At 73.7% G+C, this 17,128-nt stretch carries 18 protein-coding genes and 1 pseudogene; 7 read left to right on the top strand and 12 right to left on the bottom strand.

All coding sequences use genetic code 11. The features are described 5' to 3' along the window. Window positions 1-86: 86 nt before the first annotated feature. From ACIBPC_RS02820 to ACIBPC_RS02800, 5 genes are all read right to left on the bottom strand, one after another. Window positions 87-266, bottom strand: a complete 180-nt coding sequence (locus tag ACIBPC_RS02820) for a hypothetical protein (RefSeq protein ID WP_398840806.1) — start codon at window positions 264-266, stop codon at window positions 87-89. A 170-nt stretch (window positions 267-436) separates the two neighbouring features. Next, window positions 437-2,203 (bottom strand): ABC transporter ATP-binding protein, encoded by a 1,767-nt coding sequence (locus ACIBPC_RS02815; RefSeq protein ID WP_398840804.1) that lies wholly within the window; start codon window positions 2,201-2,203, stop codon window positions 437-439. Continuing rightward, complete coding sequence (locus ACIBPC_RS02810) at window positions 2,203-4,029, bottom strand: ABC transporter ATP-binding protein (protein WP_398840802.1); 1,827 nt, start codon at window positions 4,027-4,029, stop codon at window positions 2,203-2,205. Before ACIBPC_RS02810 ends, ACIBPC_RS02815 begins: the two co-directional genes overlap by 1 nt. A gap of 221 nt (window positions 4,030-4,250) precedes the next feature. Beyond that, window positions 4,251-4,544, bottom strand: a complete 294-nt coding sequence (locus tag ACIBPC_RS02805; RefSeq protein ID WP_398840800.1) for a hypothetical protein — start codon at window positions 4,542-4,544, stop codon at window positions 4,251-4,253. A 69-nt stretch (window positions 4,545-4,613) separates the two neighbouring features. After that, entirely contained in the window at window positions 4,614-5,201 is a 588-nt protein-coding gene (locus ACIBPC_RS02800) for a TetR/AcrR family transcriptional regulator (protein WP_398840798.1), read from the bottom strand. 92 nt (window positions 5,202-5,293) lie between these two features. Between ACIBPC_RS02800 and ACIBPC_RS02795 the strand changes: the two genes are divergently transcribed. Then, window positions 5,294-6,256: an alpha/beta hydrolase gene (locus tag ACIBPC_RS02795; protein WP_398840796.1), complete on the top strand. Its 963-nt coding sequence runs from the start codon at window positions 5,294-5,296 to the stop codon at window positions 6,254-6,256. 207 nt (window positions 6,257-6,463) lie between these two features. On the opposite strand, the gene ACIBPC_RS02790 is transcribed toward ACIBPC_RS02795, so the two are convergent. Then, window positions 6,464-6,847, bottom strand: coding sequence for a hypothetical protein (locus tag ACIBPC_RS02790; protein WP_398840794.1), 384 nt, complete (start codon window positions 6,845-6,847; stop codon window positions 6,464-6,466). 173 nt (window positions 6,848-7,020) lie between these two features. Between ACIBPC_RS02790 and ACIBPC_RS02785 the strand changes: the two genes are divergently transcribed. After that, on the top strand, window positions 7,021-7,395 hold the full coding sequence (locus ACIBPC_RS02785; protein ID WP_362955634.1) for an SH3 domain-containing protein: 375 nt from the start codon (window positions 7,021-7,023) through the stop codon (window positions 7,393-7,395). A gap of 282 nt (window positions 7,396-7,677) precedes the next feature. After that, a complete protein-coding gene (lysM, locus tag ACIBPC_RS02780; protein WP_398840793.1) occupies window positions 7,678-8,109 on the top strand; it encodes a peptidoglycan-binding protein LysM in 432 nt (143 codons plus the stop codon). A 114-nt stretch (window positions 8,110-8,223) separates the two neighbouring features. On the opposite strand, the gene ACIBPC_RS02775 is transcribed toward lysM, so the two are convergent. Together ACIBPC_RS02775 and ACIBPC_RS02770 are read right to left on the bottom strand one after the other, a co-directional pair. After that, window positions 8,224-8,424 (bottom strand): transposase, encoded by a 201-nt coding sequence (locus ACIBPC_RS02775; RefSeq protein WP_398840791.1) that lies wholly within the window; start codon window positions 8,422-8,424, stop codon window positions 8,224-8,226. A 32-nt stretch (window positions 8,425-8,456) separates the two neighbouring features. Further along, window positions 8,457-8,591: pseudogene (locus ACIBPC_RS02770) on the bottom strand (transposase); the annotation flags it as partial. 399 nt (window positions 8,592-8,990) lie between these two features. Between ACIBPC_RS02770 and ACIBPC_RS02765 the strand changes: the two are divergent. The 4 genes from ACIBPC_RS02765 to ACIBPC_RS02750 all read left to right on the top strand — a co-directional run bounded on the left by ACIBPC_RS02765 (window position 8,991) and on the right by ACIBPC_RS02750 (window position 10,755). Then, window positions 8,991-9,347 (top strand): SH3 domain-containing protein, encoded by a 357-nt coding sequence (locus ACIBPC_RS02765; protein WP_398840790.1) that lies wholly within the window; start codon window positions 8,991-8,993, stop codon window positions 9,345-9,347. Between the two features lie 205 nt (window positions 9,348-9,552). Then, window positions 9,553-9,933, top strand: a complete 381-nt coding sequence (locus ACIBPC_RS02760; protein WP_398840789.1) for an SH3 domain-containing protein — start codon at window positions 9,553-9,555, stop codon at window positions 9,931-9,933. A 41-nt stretch (window positions 9,934-9,974) separates the two neighbouring features. Further along, window positions 9,975-10,355, top strand: a complete 381-nt coding sequence (locus ACIBPC_RS02755; RefSeq protein WP_398840787.1) for an SH3 domain-containing protein — start codon at window positions 9,975-9,977, stop codon at window positions 10,353-10,355. A 28-nt stretch (window positions 10,356-10,383) separates the two neighbouring features. Beyond that, window positions 10,384-10,755, top strand: a complete 372-nt coding sequence (locus tag ACIBPC_RS02750; RefSeq protein ID WP_362955623.1) for an SH3 domain-containing protein — start codon at window positions 10,384-10,386, stop codon at window positions 10,753-10,755. Window positions 10,756-10,847: 92 nt separating this feature from the next. Here ACIBPC_RS02750 and ACIBPC_RS02745 read toward each other — a convergent pair whose 3' ends face one another. The 4 genes from ACIBPC_RS02745 to ACIBPC_RS02730 form a co-directional block, all read right to left on the bottom strand. Next, window positions 10,848-12,431 (bottom strand): amidohydrolase family protein, encoded by a 1,584-nt coding sequence (locus tag ACIBPC_RS02745; RefSeq protein ID WP_398840785.1) that lies wholly within the window; start codon window positions 12,429-12,431, stop codon window positions 10,848-10,850. 34 nt (window positions 12,432-12,465) lie between these two features. After that, the gene (locus ACIBPC_RS02740; protein ID WP_398840783.1) at window positions 12,466-13,914 is read right to left on the bottom strand and encodes a Na+/H+ antiporter NhaC family protein; all 1,449 of its coding nucleotides are present in this window, start codon (window positions 13,912-13,914) and stop codon (window positions 12,466-12,468) included. Next, entirely contained in the window at window positions 13,911-15,236 is a 1,326-nt protein-coding gene (locus ACIBPC_RS02735; RefSeq protein ID WP_362955614.1) for a diaminopimelate decarboxylase, read from the bottom strand. Before ACIBPC_RS02735 ends, ACIBPC_RS02740 begins: the two co-directional genes overlap by 4 nt. A gap of 245 nt (window positions 15,237-15,481) precedes the next feature. After that, a complete protein-coding gene (locus tag ACIBPC_RS02730; RefSeq protein ID WP_398840780.1) occupies window positions 15,482-17,119 on the bottom strand; it encodes a PucR family transcriptional regulator in 1,638 nt (545 codons plus the stop codon). Window positions 17,120-17,128 lie beyond the last annotated feature (9 nt).

The raw sequence follows: 17,128 nt of genomic DNA, 5'->3' as shown, positions 1-17,128 counted from the left end.
CTAGGGGCGGCCGCTGACAGCCGACCGGGCCGCGCACTTCGAGAGGCAAGGCCCACCGTGGCCAACGAATGACGGCCGCCCGGCCCTCACACGGCGACGAACCCGCACCGCTCCCGCCGCCACCGCGCCAGCGACCGCCCGCGTCCCCGCAGCCGCATCGATACGCCGGGCCGCCCGTCGTCGGCCGGCTGCTCCAGCCACGCCGGAGCCCATGCGGTGGCCTGCGCCGTCACCACCGGCCGGTCGTACGGCACGCCTTCGGGCACAGCCGTGTTGTATCCGCCGGAGCCCACGTCGAGGACCCTGTCGCCCGGACGCGGGGCTCGCGGCTCAGCGGCGGAGGTCGCGCGTGTCTCCGACACCTGAGGCATCCCCCCTGTGAGGACTTTCAGCGACAGGGCATCACCGCGGAGTCGAGACGCCGTACTCCGGTATGTCAGCCGTCTGTAGCGGTTCGTCCCGGCCTGTGTTGGTCGGGGCGGGTGTGGTCCTCGGTGACGTGGCCGTCGGTCAGGCGGAGTACGCGGTCGGCGGTGTGGAGTGTCACGGGGCGGTGGGCGATCACGAGTACCGTCCGGTTGTGGAACACCGCGCGCATCGCGTCCTGGAGTGCGCGTTCGGTCGGGATGTCGAGCGACGCGGTGGCCTCGTCCAGCACGAGGACGGCGGGGTCCGCGAGGAACACGCGGGCCAGGGCGATCAGTTGCCGTTCGCCCGACGAGAAGCGGCCGCCGACCCGGGTCAGGTAGCCGTCCCGGAGGGCGGCGATGAACCGGTGCGCCCCGGTCGCCTCGGCCGCGTGCCGGATCTCGGCGGGCGTGGCGTCCGGGCGGGCCAGCGCGATGTTCTCGGCGACGGTGCCGGAGAAGAGGAAGCCGTCCTGCGGGACCATGACCACGCCCGCCGCGACGGAGCGCAGATCGACGCCGTCGAGGAGGACGCGGCCGCCGGTCGGGTCGTGGAACCGCGCCAGCAGCCCGGCCAGCGTGGACTTCCCGCCGCCGGACGGGCCGGTCAGCGCGACCGTCTGCCCCGCCGGGATGTCGAGGGTGAGGCCGCGCAGCACCTCGGGCCCGCCCGCGTACGCGAACGAGACGTCCTCGAAGCGCACATGGCGTCCGCCGGAGTGCCCGCGCGGCGCGGGGAGGGGAACGGGGCGGGCCGGTCCGGCGGCGGCCGGCGGGATGGCCAGCAGGACCGCGATCTTGCCGAGCGACGCCGCCGCCGCCTGGTAGGCGTCCAGGACACCGCCGAGCCTGAGCGGCTTGTCGTAGAGGTCCCGCAGGTAGAGCACGATGCCCGCGTACGCCCCGGGCTCCAGCGTGCCGGAGGCCACCCGGTGCCCGCCCCACAGGGCAAGTCCCGCCACGGCGGCGGCGGCCACGAGGCGGGAGGAGGTCACGTAGCGCGCCATCTCCAGCTCGGCCCGCCGGTTCTGCTCCCTGTGGCGGTCGTCGAGCCGCGCGAACCGGCGGTCGTTGGCGCGTTCCGTGCCGTACGCGCGGACGGTGCGGATACCGGCGAACGTCTCGCCCATGTCCCCGGCCGCCGCGCCCGCCGCCGTCGAACGCCGCCGGTACACCCGCAGCGAGCGGCGGCGGAAGGAGCGCATGGTCCGGTGGACCGGCGCCATCGCGGCCAGGGCGGCGGCGCCGAGCCGCCAGTCGAACGCGAGCAGCGCCGAGGCGATGAAGACCAGCGACACCGCCGCGGTGACGATCTGGTCGATGCCGCTGCCGAACAGCGCGCGTACGGTCTCCACGTCGCCGGACGCCCGGGAGGCCAGCGTGCCCGGGGCGTACCGGTCGTGGAACGCCACGCTCTGCCGCTGGAGATGGGTGAACAGCCGCATGCGCAGCCCGAGGATCACGGACTGCCCGATGGCGGCGGACAGCCTGAGGAAGACGGTCCCCAGCAGCCCGGCGGCCGTCACGCAGCACGCGTACCCGACGGCGACGCCGACGAGCGGCCGCGCGTCGCCCGCGCGCAGCGCCGGGACCGCCCGGTCGACGGTGAAGGCGACGAACACCGGCCCGGCCAGCGCCGCCGCCTGCTGGAACAGGACGACCACCGCGGCGAGCCACAGGCGCCGGACGTCCCGGCCGAGGACCGAGCGGAGCAGGCGTCCCGCCGCGCCTTTCGGCGGCACCGCCTCCAGCGGGTCCGGCGCGGGGGGCGCCGCCGCATGTGCCGACCGGCGCATCAGAACGCCTCCCGCAGGTCGTCGGGCGTCCCGACCGGTGTCATCAACGCGCTGTACTCCGGGCTGGTGCGCAGCAGTTCGTCGTGGGTCCCGACGGCCACGACCCGCCCGCCGTCCAGCATCGCGACCCGGTCCGCCAGCGCGACGGTCTCGGGGCGGTGGGCGATCACCAGGGCCGTCGTGGTGGCCAGCACCTCGCGCAGCGCGTCGTGGACCCGCGCCTCGGTCTCCCTGTCCAGCGCCGACAGCGGATCGTCCAGGACGGCGACCCGGGGGCGGCGGACCATGACCCGTGCCAGCGCGACGCGTTGCCGCTGGCCGCCGGACAGCGCCGTCCCGTTCACGCCGACACGGGTCATGACGCCCTCGGGGAGGCGTGCCACGAACGCGTCGGCGCGGGTGGCCCGCAGGGCCCGGTCCACCTCGTCCGGGGCGGCGTCCGCGCCCATGAGGACGTTGTCCAGGACGGTGCCGGAGAACAGGACCGGCTCGGCGAAGGCGACGGCCACCGCGGACGCCGGTCCGGCGCCGGGGACGGCCGGGAGGTCCGCGCCGTCGAGCGTGACCCGGCCGCTGGTGGGCTCGTACAGCCCCGCCGCCAGGAGGGCCAGCGTGGTCTTGCCGCTCCCGGTGGCGCCGACCACGGCCAGCGTCTCCCCCGGCGCGACGCGCAGGGAGACGTCCCGCAGCGCGGGGGGATCGCCCGCGGGGGTGCCCGGGTGGCGGTAGCCGACCCCGGTGAACGCCAGCTCGGCCGGGCGGCGGGGCGGCGCCGCCGCGTCGGTGTCCTGGCCGAAGTCGCTTTCCGCGCGGGCCGGTTGATCGAGGACTTCGAAGTACCTGTCCACGGCCGCCGCGCCGTCGTGGCACGCGGCCAGCAGCGCCCCCGTCTGCTCGACCGCAGGCCGGAGCGCGCCCGCCGTCCCCATGGACGCCAGCAGCGTCCCGGTGGACAGCTCCCCGTGCGCCACCCGCACCGCCCCCGCCAACAGGGCGCCCGCCATGGCGAGTCCGGGCAGTACGGTGGCGAGCGCCGCCGCGCCGCCCAGCAGCCGCGCCTTGCGCAGCTCCGCCTCGCGCGCCCGCCCGGCCTGCTCGCGGAAGAGGGCGATCCGGTGCTCGCCCGCGCGGAAGCCCTTGAGCACGCGGACGCCCGTCACCGACTCCAGGACCGCCGTCGTCAGATCGCCCGACAGGTCGCGCGCCCGCCGGGCCGCGCGCGCGTACGTGGACTCGAACCGGTACGACAGGAGGATCAGCACGGGAACGGGCGACAGCAGGATGACGGCGAGCACCCACTGCCGCGCGCACAGGACCGCCGCGCCGACGACGAGCGTCGCCACGTGCACCGGCAGGAACGTCAGCGGCCCGGCGACGACCATGCGGACGGCCTGCGTGTCCGCCGTCCCCCGCGACAGCAACTGCCCACTGGACCAGCCGTCGTGGGCGGCGATCGGCAGCCGCTGCACGTGGCGGTGGAAGTCGGCGCGCATGCGCGCCTCGACGGCGGCGAGCGGCCCGGCCGCCAGCCACCGCCGTACGCCGAAGACCGCCGCCTCGGCGGCTCCGACCAGCAGCAGCACCAGACCCCCGGCGACCACGCCGGACGGCTCGCGCCGCGCCACCGGCCCGTCGACGATCCAGCCGAGCACCTGCGGGATGACCAGCGCCAGAAGCGCCGCCAGCGCGGCCAGCGCCGTCGCCGCGCGCAGCCTCAGGCGGTGGGGGCGTACGTACGGCCGCAGCCGCCGCAGGGACCGGGCGGTCGAGGCCGCGCGGGGGGAACGGCTTGCGGGCGGGGGGACGGGGTGTTCGTGACAGGGCACGATGATCTCCTGGGAGAGGTGCCCGCCCGCGCGCCGGTACGGCGTCGTCTCAGACGGCGGGCAGGGTGTTCCGGATGGCTCGCTGCGCGCGCGTGCGCGGGAGAACGGCAGCCATCGACAACACCCCCTTCGCTCCTGCGGATCGGTCCGTCCTGTCGGCGGCGGTCACCTTACACCGGCCTGTCGGGGCGCCGCCGGGAGTTTTCCGTGGGCCGCCCCGGTCATGCGGTCAGCGCAGTGTGGGCAGATCGGCTGCGGGTGACGGCCAGTTCGGGGCGGTCGGGCGCGGCGGAGGCGTAGGAGCCGTCGCCGCCCGGGACGAACTGCTCTTGCGGCCCAACGGTGATGACGTACTCGCCGGGTCCGGCCCCCTCCCGGCAGAGGAGCACCGCGCCGTCCCGGCAGCGCGGCCGCGTCCAGGTTCTCCTGCGAGGGGCCCTCAGCTCGGGGTCGTCCTCGCCGGAGGACGGCGGGAGGACCTCGGAACGGGAGTCCCCGACCGTCCCGACGACCACGGCGTCCGCGTCCTCGGCAAGCGCTGCCGCGAGGTCCTCCCTGAGCCTCCAGGTGACGGGGCAACGCGGCTACGCCGGGGCGTCGTCGGCGTGGAACTGGGCCAGCAGCATCCCGGTGAGGGCGGCGACGTCGTCGTCCACCATCGGGACACCCGTCATGCCCATGCGGTGCAGCAGCGTGCCCACCGCGACGTCGATGAAGAACAGGACCCGCTGCTCCGGCTCGTCCAGCGCCTCCTGGAGCGCGATGCGGTACGGGTCCTGGAGGCGCGTGGCCAGGATCTCCCGCAGGCCGGGATCGCTCACCGCGTCGCTGAACACGCCCGCGAACGCGTCCCCCACCCCCGGCTCGCCGATCTTCGCCGCGACCCAGTGGACGACCGAGGCCAGCATCCGGGCGCGGCTCCCGCCTTCGAGCGGCGCCGGGCCGAACGCGTCCAGCAGGCAGTCCACGATCAGCGCGCCCTTGGTCGGCCAGCGCCGGTAGACGGTCGACTTGGCGACACCGGCGGCGGCGGCGATGCGGTCGACGGTGGCGCGGGCGTAGCCGAGTTCGTGGACCGTGCGCAGCGTGGCGGCGAACACCTCGGCGTCCAGGGCGGCGCGCGGGCGGCCCGGCGGCCGGGCGGAGGGGGGCGTGGGCGGGGGCGGGGTCATACCGGCACGATACCGGGTTACGCTACTCTTGGTTTCGATACTCAAGGTATCGAAACCTGAGGTCGCGTAACCCCATGGACAAGGAGCGGACCATGAACGACATCCCCGCCGGACGGCCCCCGGAGCCGGACTGGGACACGGCGACCGCCGCCGAACTCGCCGCCTACCGCGACGCGGAGAACCGCTTCCGCGCCTCCGAGGCGATACGGCCGATCACCGGCGAGCCCCACCCCGGCGCCGCGATCCGCTGGCAGACGATCGCCCTGCCCGGCCGCGACCTGCCCGTCCGCGTGTACCGCCCGGCGTCGGCGGGCGACGGCGGAACGGGCCTGCCGCTCGTGGTCCACGTCCACGGCGGCGGGTTCGTGGGCACGGCCGTCCAGTCCGACTGGGTGAACAGCCACCTCGCCGCCCGGCTCCCGGCCCTCGTCGTCTCCGTCGAACACCGCCTCCTCGACCACGACACGCCCCTGTCCGACGCCGCCGACGACGGCTGGGACGCGCTCGCGCACCTACAGGCGAACGCGGCCGAGTGGGGCGTGGACCCGTCGCGGGCAGCGCTGTTCGGCGAGAGCTGCGGCGGGCTGATCAGCGCGCTGGCGGCGATCCGGGCGCGGGAGGCGGGCGTTCGGCTGCGGGCACAGGTGCTGGTCAACCCGGCCACCGACGTGACGGCGGCGATGTTCGACCACCCCTCGATGACCGAGCACGCCCGCACCCCGACGCTCGCCGCGCCGACCCTGCGGCTGTTCGAGCGGCTCGCCGTACCGGCCGGGACCGACCCGCGCCCGCTCTCGCCGCTGCGGGCTGACGACTTGGGCGGGCTGGCCCCCGCGCTCGTCGTGGTGCCGACCCACGACCCGCTGGCCGACCACGGCCGCCGTTACGCGGAACGCCTCCAGGCGGCGGGGACACCGGCGCGCCTGTCCGAACTCCCGGGCGTGGGACACGCGTTCCTCAGCTTGCCGGGCATGGTGCCGCAGGCGGAGACGGCGCGGGACGAGATCCTCGCGTTCCTCACGGAGGCGTTCTCCGGAGAGGACGACGCCCGCTGACGGAAGCCCCGCACGCGCGGCCGGTCGCCACGGGCGGCGGAGGCCGGGCGGGGACCGGACAGCGGGCGGGCGAAGGCCCGTTCAGTCGATCTCACCGCGCACGACCGCCGCGTACCGGCCGCCCAGCGTGACCCGCAGCCGGGCGAGCCGCTCCGCGGCGGTCGCGGCGACGTGCGACGCGGCCGGCTGCGCCCGGGTCGACGCCCATCACTCCTCGCCGGGGCGCCCGGCGGCCAGCTCCGCCCGGATCAGGGTGTCGATCTCCGCCACGTGCCGCGCGAACGCCAGCGCCCACTCCTGCTCGTCCGCCAGGAGGAACGGCGAACGCCGCAGCAGGAGCAGGTTGACCCGCGTCAGCCGGTCGGAGCCGGCCGCACCGCCGGAGTCCGGGCCCGTGAGGGCGGTGCGCTGCTCCTCCTCCAGCGCGGACAGCGCCTCCCACACCTCCGTCAGGGCCGTCACCCGCCGGGCGCGGAAGTCCGCGCGCGCGTCGCGGGCCTGGGCGCGCCGCCACTGCCACAGCCCGGCCGCCGTGGCGAGCGCGGTTCCGAGGAAGGTGAGGAGCCCCACGAGGACCGTGTCGGAGACCATGGCCGGAGCGTACTGCGGACGAACCCCGCCCGGCAGCTCGCGCGAAGCGGCGGCGGTTTCCCCCATTTGGCAACAACAGGCAACATCCGCAAGGGAGTTGATCACCCTGAAGCGCTCCTAGAGTGACGCCACCCGCACGGGTCCGCCCGTCACCTGAGCTTCCGAGGAGCCGCATGACGTCCCACCGCGCACGACTCGCCGCAGCCGCCCTCCCCCTGGCCCTGGCCGCCACCGCCCTGATCACCGCTCCCTCCGCGTCGGCGGGCGAGGCCGGTGCCGAGGCGTGTACCCACCCGTCGTGGAGCAACAAGGACGACGGCTGGGGCGGCCTCAACAAGACCTCGGGCACCGCCCCGCTGCGCACCGGGCCCAACGAGGGCTGCGGCGTCGTCGCCAACGTCAACACGAGCCAGGTCCTCTACTACCACTGCTACACCTTCAACTCGTCCGGCAACTCGTGGACCCACGTCCGCATCAAGGGCACGCAGACCCAGGGCTGGATCTGGGACGAACACCTGACGTTCCACGGCTCCACGGTCGGCTGCTGACCCGGTCCTGGCCCGCCGCGCGACGTCCGGCGCGGCGGGCCAGGAGCGGCACGCCCGCCGACGGCCGGACGCAGGAGCCGAACCCGGAGCACCACGGCACGCCCGTGAAGTGCTGACCGCACCCGCCCGCCCGGGGGCGGTTGCCGTTCTTTCGCGACAACTTCCCCATCTCGAAGTCAAGCCCCCGCAGCCCGTGAGGGTGAAGCCTGTGCGAGGTGCCGTCGGGCCGGTGACCAGCCCGTTAGCGTGACGCTGTTCTGACTGCTTATCAGGAGGTACAGCGTGTCTTTGTTCTCCTTCGTCAAGGAGGCTGGCGACAACGTGGCCGCCCTTTCGGACAGCGACTTCGAGGCCCGGCTGATCAAGCACATCGAGGGTGTCGGCCTGGGAACGCCGAGCATTTCGGCACAAGCGGAGGGCGACAAGGTGCTCCTTCGCGGTGAGGTGAACAGTCAGGAGGAAAAGGAGAAGCTCCTGCTCGCCACCGGGAACATCCAGGGAGTGGCGTCTGTGGAGGACCTGATCACGCTCAGCGGCCCTGCTGCACAGGCGTCTCGGCTCGTCACCGTCAACGAAGGCGACACCCTCTCTTCCATCTCCAGGGCCGTGTACGGAGACCCGAACCGCTACAACAAGATTTTCGAGGCCAACCGGCCGCTGCTGAAGCACCCCGAGAAGATCTACCAGGGTCAGGTCCTGCGCATCGTCGACTGACACCGGGGCGGCAAGACCGTCGCGCGGGAGCGGCGACTGACCAGGTCCGGCCCGGCCCGCCCACCTCTATACGGGTAGCCGGGCCGGCGGGGTACCGGTCGTCGTCTGAAGTCGTCAGGGCGGAGCATGCTGACGTCGTGTCGGACGCGGGCCTGGGTCGGCGATGATGAAGGCGTCGCGGGCGTCGGTCTTGCCTTCGCCCCGGTAGGTGGTGGATGCCCGCCGGATGGTCCGGCCGGTGAGGTAGGCGACGGGTTGACCGTGGTTGAGTAGAAGTCCGATCGCCAGCGCGGCGATGCCGGTGTTGATGTCCACGGCCCACAGCACATCGCGGGATATCTAAGGACGTCCCCGATGAGCTGGAGCAGCTCGGTCTCGTCGTTCATCACGCGGCGGGGCAGAAGCCGCTTGCCGTCGGCGTCGATCACCACGGCGTGGTAGTACTTCTTGCCGATGTCCAGTCCGGCCCAGATCGCGGGCACGATCCCCTCCGCCAGCTCGTCGTCGCATGCGGTCCCGCAGACGACCTCGCCGACGTTGTCTTACAGAGCGATCGAGTCGCGATTCCCGATTGGTGGTCGAGTCGTCGCGGGGCTCCGGACGGCCAAGTTGCCTAAGCCATACCGACTGCAACAGGCAACAGTGGAACGCGTACCCGCGGCGCACCGGCGACCTGCTGTGTCGCCGCCCCCGCCGCGTCGGGAACCTCGGCGACGAACGGCTCCGTCCGGATGTGCTGACCCGTGAGAGCGGGCCGCGAGGCGTTTCCCCATACCGGCAACATCAGGAAACAGTCCTATACGTCCACACTGTCCGGCATCGCTCTAAAGTGACGCCCGTCCCTGCCGTTCCACTGGGGGCAGAACGTCCCGAGGAGTGCCATGAAATCCCGTAGAGCCAAACTCGCCGCCCTGGTCCTGCCCCTGGCCGTGGCCGCGACCACGCTGGTCAACGTCCCCACCGCGTCCGCCGCCAGCTGCGGCGCGTCGTGGAGCAACAAGGACACCGGCTACGGCGTCATCAGCTACGGCCAGGGGTCCGCCCCGCTGCGCTCGGGCCCCGGCGAGGGCTGCAAGACCGTCGTCCGCGTCTACGAGGGCACGATCCTCTACTTCCACTGCTACACGATCAACTCGGCCGGCAACGCCTGGGATCACGTGCGCATCAACGGCACGAACATCAACGGCTGGATCTACGTGGGCAACCTCGACAGCCGCGGCGCCTCCAAGCGCTGCTGACCGCGCACAGCTCCGCCTCCCGCCTCCCTCCGCCCGGCACACGGCCCGTCCGTGTGCCGGGCGGCGGCGTTCTCGTCCGGTCCGGGGTATTTCCCTTCTTCGGCAACATCAGGCAACACCCCGGCGCACGCTTTCCGTTCACCGGCGCTCTAGGGTGACGTCGCCCCACCGATCCACTGGGGCGTGAACGTCCCGAGGAGCCCCCGTGAAGTCCCTCCGCACCAAGCTCACCGCCCTCGCGCTTCCCCTGGCGCTCGCCGCCACCGCGCTGATCACCGCCCCCACCGCTTCGGCGGCCGAGACCGGCGCGGCAGCCTACTGCCCCCAGCCCGCGCACCAGAACAAGGACAGCGACTTCTCCTGGATCTGGTCGTCCCTCGGCTCGGCGCCCCTGCGCAGCGGTCCGAGCAGCGACTGCCCCACCGTCGTCAACGTCTACCCGGACACGAAGTTCTTCTTCCACTGCTACTGGGTCAACAAGTACGGCAACGCGTGGACGTTCGTCCGCATCGAGGGCACACAGATCTACGGCTGGATGTACGAGGGCAACATCGGCTGGGGCGGCTCGGCCGAACCCTGCGACTGACCACACCCCCGGGCAATCTCCGGGCGAACCCAGGAGCCTCCATGACGTCCCACCGCGCGAAGCTCACCGCCACGGCCATCCCCCTGATGCTGGCCGCCACCGCCCTGATCACCGCCCCCACCGCCTCGGCGGGCGAGGCCATAGCCTGCACCCACCCGTCGTCGAGCAACAAGGACGCCGACACGGGCCGCGTCAAGGGCCTGAACCGCGCCAGCGTGCCCGTCCACTCAGGACCGGCGGGGAGCTGTTCCGAGGTCGGCCGCTTCGCGTACACCGCCACCGCGTACTACCACTGCTACCGCCTCAACTCGGCCGGCAACACGTGGACGCACCTGCGGGTGGACTACGCCGGTGACAACGACGTCAGCGGCTGGGTCTGGGACGAGTACCTGGACGACGGCGGCTCCATCTACCACTGCTGACCTCTCCGCGCCCCCCGAGGAAAGACCCATGAAACTGCGCGCCCGACTCGCCGCACTCCTCCCCCTGACCATCGCCGCGACCACACTCGCCGTCACCCCCGCCGCCATGGCGGACACGCAGGGCGCCGCCGCCGAGTGCTACCACCCGTGGTGGGAGAACAAGGACAGCGACACCGGCAAGACGTACGAGGGCTCCTACTCCATCCGCACCGGCCCCAACCAGGGCTGCCCGACCGTGACCCCCGTCATCCAGTCGAACGTGCTCTTCTACCACTGCTTCGTCACCAACTCGGCCGGCAACACCTGGACCCACGTCCGCGTCAACATGAGCGGCAACGACTACTGGGGCTGGATCTGGGACGGCAACCTCACGGACAACGGCTCCAAGGTCCGCTGCTGAACCGAACGCTCTCGCCCCTCCCCCCCCTGCGGCGCCGGTCCGGCTCGCCCCCGCGACCGGACCGGCGCCGTACCCCCGTCGGGCCCCCCGCCTCAGGCCCCCCGCCGCAGGACCCGTCCCGCCCCGGGCGTCCGGGTCAGTTCGCCGCCGAGCAGCCCCGGCACCCCGTTGACCAGCACCGTCGAGAAGCCGGTGGACAGCTGCCACGGCTCGTCGTACGTCGAACGGTCGGTGACGGCCGCCGGGTCGAAGACGGCGATGTCGGCCGCCGCGCCCTCCCGCAGCACACCCCGGTCGGTCAGCCCGATACGCGCCGCGGGCAGCGACGTCATCTTCCGCACCGCGTCCTCCAGCGTGAGCACGCCGCGCTCCCGCACGTACCGGCCCAGCACCCGTGAGAACGTGCCGAAGCTGCGCGGATGCGGACGGCCGGTCCGCTCGTCCGTCATCACCCAGCCGTCGCTGGCGACCGACACCCACGGGTGCCGGAGCACGGCCGTCACGTCGTCCTCGCTCATCGCGTGGTTGACGATCGCGACGCTGCACCGGTGGCTCTCCAGCACGCGCAGCGCGGCCTCGGCCGGGTCGGTGCCCTCGGCGCGGCCGATCTCGGCGATCGACCGCCCGACGCTGGCGCTGTAACGGCCCTCGGGCAGCGCCGCGATGACGACGCCCTCCGGGTCGATGTCCCGGCCGAACCGCGCCCGCAGCTCACCGGCGATCCGCTCGCGCGCGGCCGGGTCGGCGAGGCGGCCGAGGGTCGCGTCCACACCGCCGTCCACGGCCCAGGCGGGCAGCCGGGAGATCAGGCCCGTGCTCGACGCGGTGTACGGGTAGACGTCGGCCGTCACGTCCACGCCGCGCTCGCGGGCGGCGTCGAGGAGGGCGAGCGCCTCGGTGACGGCGCCGTGGTTCTCCGGGCCCATGGCCTTGAGGTGCGAGATCTCCAGCCGGGCACCGGCCGCCTCGGCGGTGCCGATGGCCTCGCGCACGGCGTCGATGACGTGGGACGACTCGTTGCGCATGTGCGTCGAGTACAGCAGCCCGTGGGCGGCGGCGGTGCGGACGAGGGCGCGCACCTCGTCGGTCGCCGCGAACAGGCCGGGGGTGTAGATCAGGCCGGTGGAGAAGCCGACGACGCCCTGCCGCGCGGCGTCCTCGACGAGCGCGCACATGCGCCGCAGCTCGTCCTCGTCCGGCGCGCGGTCCTCCATCCCGAGGACGGCGAGGCGTACGGCGTTGTGACCCAGCTGGAAGGCCAGGTTCACACCCGGGTCGACAGCCGTCATCGCGGCGCGGAACCCGTCGGCGTCCTTCCACGTCCAGCTCAGCGCCGACCCGTCGAGCGCCCCCGAGCGCGGCAGCATGCCGCCCGCGTCCACCGGGAACGGCGAGTGGCCGCAGTTCCCGGTGACGAGGGTGGTGACGCCCTGCGTGAGCTGGGTGTCGGCGCCCGGGGTGGGTTCGAGGGAGTAGTCGGCGTGCGAGTGGAGGTCGATGAACCCGGGGGTGACGACCTGGCCGGTGGCGTCGATCTCCCGGCGCGCGGCGAGCGGTTCGGTGGCGAGGGCGGCGATCCTGCCGTCGCGGACGCCGACGTGCAGCGGGCGCGCGGGGGCGCCCGTACCGTCCACGACGAGGCCGCCGTTGAGGGCGATGTCGAGGGCAGGTGACACGGGTGACACGGTGGACACGGTGGGTCTCCCTCCGCTAGAGCGTCTCGACCAGCAGGATTCCGGCGTACATCACGCAGACCGGTATCAGGACCAGGAAGCCGGTGAGGATCATGTTGTTCAGCCGGGTGGAGCGCGCCAGGCCCATGGAGCCGACCATGTTGGCGTTCGGGAAGGGCCCGTACGTGTCGGCCTTCGAGGCGAAGAGCAGCACGACCACCCAGGCGCCCACGCCCACGCCGACATCGCCCGCGAGCGAGCCGAAGACCTGGTCGAGCAGCACCACCTGCGCGGCCGTCGCGCCCGGCACACCCACCCAGCCGAGCAGCGCGATGACCAGCGCGAACACGAACGGGGACAGGCCGCCGAGGCTGTCGCCCCACGTGTCGAGGATGACCTGGAACGGCGCGAGCCCGTCCACCGCCAGGAACAGCGCGGCCAGCAGCCAGAAGAGGAGGAAGACGTCCACGAGCCGCCCGGCGCCCGCGTACATCGTCTTCGCCACCTCGGTCGGCGTCTGCCCGCCCGCGAGACCGGCGGCGACGCCCATGGCGGGCAGCGCGAGCAGCGGGAACGCGGTGCCCGCCTCGGAGATGATCGCGTAGACGACGCTGGCGACCAGGACGATGCCGAAGACGGCGGTGGCGCGGGAGCTGTGACGGTCGCCGGGCCGGTCCTCCTCGAAGCCCTCGCCCTCGTAGTCGTCGCCGGTGTTCTCGGTGCGGCGCTGCATCCACGGGGTGATCAGCAGACCGGCGATCACCGACAGGACGGCGAGCGGCCCGGCGCCGTACAGCAGGTACTTGAGGTAGCCGACCTCGGCGGCGTCCATGATGGCGACGTTCGACCCGGCGAAGGGCGCGAGCGCGAGGCCCGCGCAGCCGCCGATGAACATCATCGACGCGGTCGCCGAGCGCGTGAAGCCGAGGCGGGCCACGATCGGCAGCAGCAGCGGCGCGGCGATGGCCAGGGCGCCGGCGAGCGTGCCGAGGCTGGCGACGAGGACCAGACAGGACAGGATCACGCCGAACGTGACCGCCGTCCTGTTCGTCTCGCCGACCAGCCGCATGACGCCGCGCACGATCGTCGCGGCCACGCCGGTGGTGCGCAGGACCTCGCCGACACCGGCGCCGAGCATGATGACCAGGCCGATCATCGTCACCTGGTCGGCGAGCGAGGTGCCGAGCAGGTCGCCGATGCCCTTGGGGCTCGGCTGGAGGATCAGCAGCGCGGAGACGATGGCCGTCACCGTCGCGACCATGATGTCCATGCCGAGCAGGGCGAGCGCGGCGTACAGGACGATCGGTGTGAGGCCCCACAGCGTGGCGCCGTCCACGAACGGGCCGACCGCGGCGGACAGGAGGAGTCCGGCGGCGGCGGTGCCGTTCCGTATGTTCCGGCGCAGCGGGGACGGGCCGGTCGCGGTGGGCGGTCTCGGCTCCGTCTTCCGCGCCGCCCGGTCGGTGGCGAGGTTCGTGTCGCTCATGTGGTGCTCCTTGGGTCCATGACGGTGGCGAGCAGCTGCTCGACGGTCTGGGCGGACCGCAGCGTCTCGAACCGGAGGCCGCCCGAGGGGTCGCGGCGCACGCCGTGGACCGCCGGTTCGGGCAGGCTGTTGTAGTGGAAGGGGGTGGAGAAGTAGTAGGCGCCCGTGTCGAGGAGGGTGACGATGTCGCCCGGATCGACGGGCGGCAGCGGGCGGGCCTGGGCGACGAGGTCGCCGGCGAAGCAGCAGGGGCCCGCGATGTCCTGGGCGACGGGCTCGCCGGTCTTGGCGGTGCCGGTCGGGTCGTGCGCGGAGACGCGCAGGGGCCACGAGTCGGGGGCGAAGACCGTGCGGGTGGCGACCTGGGCCCCGGCGTGGCAGATGGCGATGGGGCGTCCGCCCGCGCTCTTGGTGTACTCGACGTACGCGGCGATGAAACCGTTCTTCGCGAGCAGGGAGCGGCCGAACTCGGTGACGATCTCGTACCCGCCGTCGAACAGCGCGGGCGCGTGGGCGCGCAGCGCGGCCACGTAGTCGGCGAACGTGGGGGTCACCTCGTCGCCGTCGAAGTTCACGGGCAGGCCGCCGCCGATGTCGATGCCGGTGATCTGGCGGCGCCCGGCGGCGGCGTTCACCTTGTCGGCGAACGCGACGGCCGCGGCGACGCCCTCGGCGATCCGCGCGAGCGGCACGCCCTGCGACCCGACGTGGGTGTGCAGCCAGGTCAGCCAGGGGCGGTCGAGGTAGGCGCGGACGAGCCGCTCCTCGTTCCCCTCGTCGCGCAGGGTGATCCCGAACTTGGAGGTGGCCGTCGCCGTGCTCATGGCGACGATGGAGCCGCTGCCGACCTGCGGGTTGACGCGGACGCCGAGCCGCGAGGCGCTGGGGGTCTCCCGCGCGGCCAGGAGGGCGTCGATGCGCTCCAGCTCCTGGAAGTTGTCGGCGTTGACGGCGATGCCGAGGTCCAGCGCGTGGGCCAGCTCGGCACGCGTCTTGGCCGGGGAGTCCAGCACGATCCGCTCGGGCGCGAACCCGGCGGCCAGCGCCTGCGCCAGCTCGCCGGGGCTGGCGACCTCGCAGCCCATGCCGAGGCGGCGCAGTTCGGCGAGGACGGGTATCAGGCTGTTCGCCTTGGCGGCGAAGGTGTGGAGGACGGGCGCGGCGGTCCCGGCGAACGCGTCGTGCAGCGCGGTCACCGTCGCCCCGACGCCGTCGAGGTCGAGGAAACCGGCCAGCAGGGCGTCCTCGGGATCGAGGAGCCGCCGGTGGACGGCGGCACGCAGGATGTCCTCGCGCCGCTTCGCCGCCTGGAAGTCGTTCACACCGCACCTTTCACGCGTCACACTTATATGACGTCCTGTGGGGGTCTTCTTGGCTCACCGTCCGGCTGTCGTGCCCAGGACGAGAGGTGCGTTCATGCTGCACGCAGTGGCCCGCGTGCGTCTTCATGCGTCCGGACGGGATTCGCGGCACGGCACCGTGCGCGCGTCCAAGCCGTACGGCCCGGGGCGCCCCGCCTGTGCAGTGGCACCACGCACGGGCCGGTCTTCGTGCGGGGGGACGGACGTCAGGGGCCGCAGCCCGGCTCGCGCTCCAGCAGCCGCAGCTGGAGGTGCGCGAGAAGGCGGCTGTCCGCACTGCCCAGGTCGATGCCGCACTTGTCGCGCAGCCGCTGCACGCGGTAGCGGAACGTGTTGGGGTGCACGCCGAGCGCACGCGACGCGGCGGGCATGTCCCCGAAGTGGTCCAGGTAGGCGCGCAGCGTCTCCACGAGGTCGCCCCGGTGCCGCGCGTCCATCGCCAGCAGCCGCGCCACCGGCGTACCGGCGGGCAGCTCCGCGCCGCGCAACGCCTCCGACACCCGCAACAGGGCGACGGCCTCCGTCAGTTCGCCCACGCGCGCGATGACGCGCCCCGACTCGGCGAACCGCAGCGCCCGCACCGCCAGCTCCGCCGTACGCCGCGACGCCGCCGCCTGTTCGAGACGCGCCGCGACCTCCCCGACCCCGATGCGCACCGACGCGCCGAACACCGCCCCGAGCTGCTGCGCCAGGAACGACGCGCGCTGCCCCACCTGCGCGGCGGCCCGTTCCGCGTCCGCCGCCAGGTCGCCGACCAGCACCAGCGCGTCACGCCCCGACGGGACGACGACGGCCTGGTGCCCGTACGCCGCGCAGTGCAGCGCCAGCAGATCCTGGAGCCGCCCCGGGCTCTCCCCCGTCCCGGCCCCGGCGCACACGGCCAGCACGGCGCACGGCCCGTCCGACGGCAGCGCCATCCGCACCGCCGCCATGTCCACCTGGTCCACCTGCCCGTTCCCGTCGAGCAGCGCCCGTACGGCGTCCTGCGTCAGGCGCGCCTCGCCCGCGCGCCGCGACCGGTGGTGCAGCAGGTGCGGGGTGGCGGCGCGCGCGGCGGCGCGCAGCGTGTCGGACGCGCCGGGCGGCAGCGGGCCGCCCGCCGCCGCGACCCAGATCGAGCCGAGGATCTCCCCGGCCGCCGAGACGGCGACCGCCAGCCGTTCCGGCACCGCGCCCTCGGCGGGCCGGTGCACGACGTCGCCCGACGCCCACAGCGCCGAGAAGAACCCGGCCTCGCGCAGCGCCGCCACGCGCCACTGCGGCACGCGGCGGCCCAGGATCGTCAGCTGCCGCAGCTCGTCCACGTCCGCGTCGGTCGTCGAGTAGGCGAGGACGCGCGAGTGCACGTCCTCGATGGTCACCGCGCCGCCGACCAGCGCCGCGACCGCCTCCGCCAGCCCGTCGAGGTCGCCGAGCGCGACCTGCTCGATCTCCGGGTCCGCCGGGATCCCGGCGGCGGCCAGCCACGCGCGCGCCGAACCGACGAGCTGCGCCCAGCCGACCCACGCCGTACGGAAGAGGACCGCGACACCCGCCTCGTCGGCCGCCGCCCGCAGCGCCCCGCCCGGCGGGCCCGGCCGCGTCTGCCGGAACACGACGGCCACCGCGCCCGACCGGCCCGCCTGCCGCACCAGGTCCACGGCCGCGTGCGACTGCGGGTCGATCCCCACCGCGAGCACGACCTGCCCGGCGGGCAGCTCCGGCTCCTGCGCGTCCCAGACGGTCACGCCCTGGACACGGGCGCCGAGGCCCTGCGGGGCGGCGAACAGTTCGAGCGCGCCCGCGCCGACGACGGCGAGGAGCCGTTCCAGCGTGCCGTCCGGATCGGTACCGGAGAGCGCCATGTCCTACCT

The sequence above is a fragment of the Streptomyces sp. NPDC049879 genome (assembly GCF_044461265.1).
Classification (GTDB): Bacteria; Actinomycetota; Actinomycetes; order Streptomycetales; family Streptomycetaceae; genus Streptomyces.
Note: the sequence above shows the minus strand (reverse complement) of the source record. Positions and strands in the feature narration are given on the sequence as shown.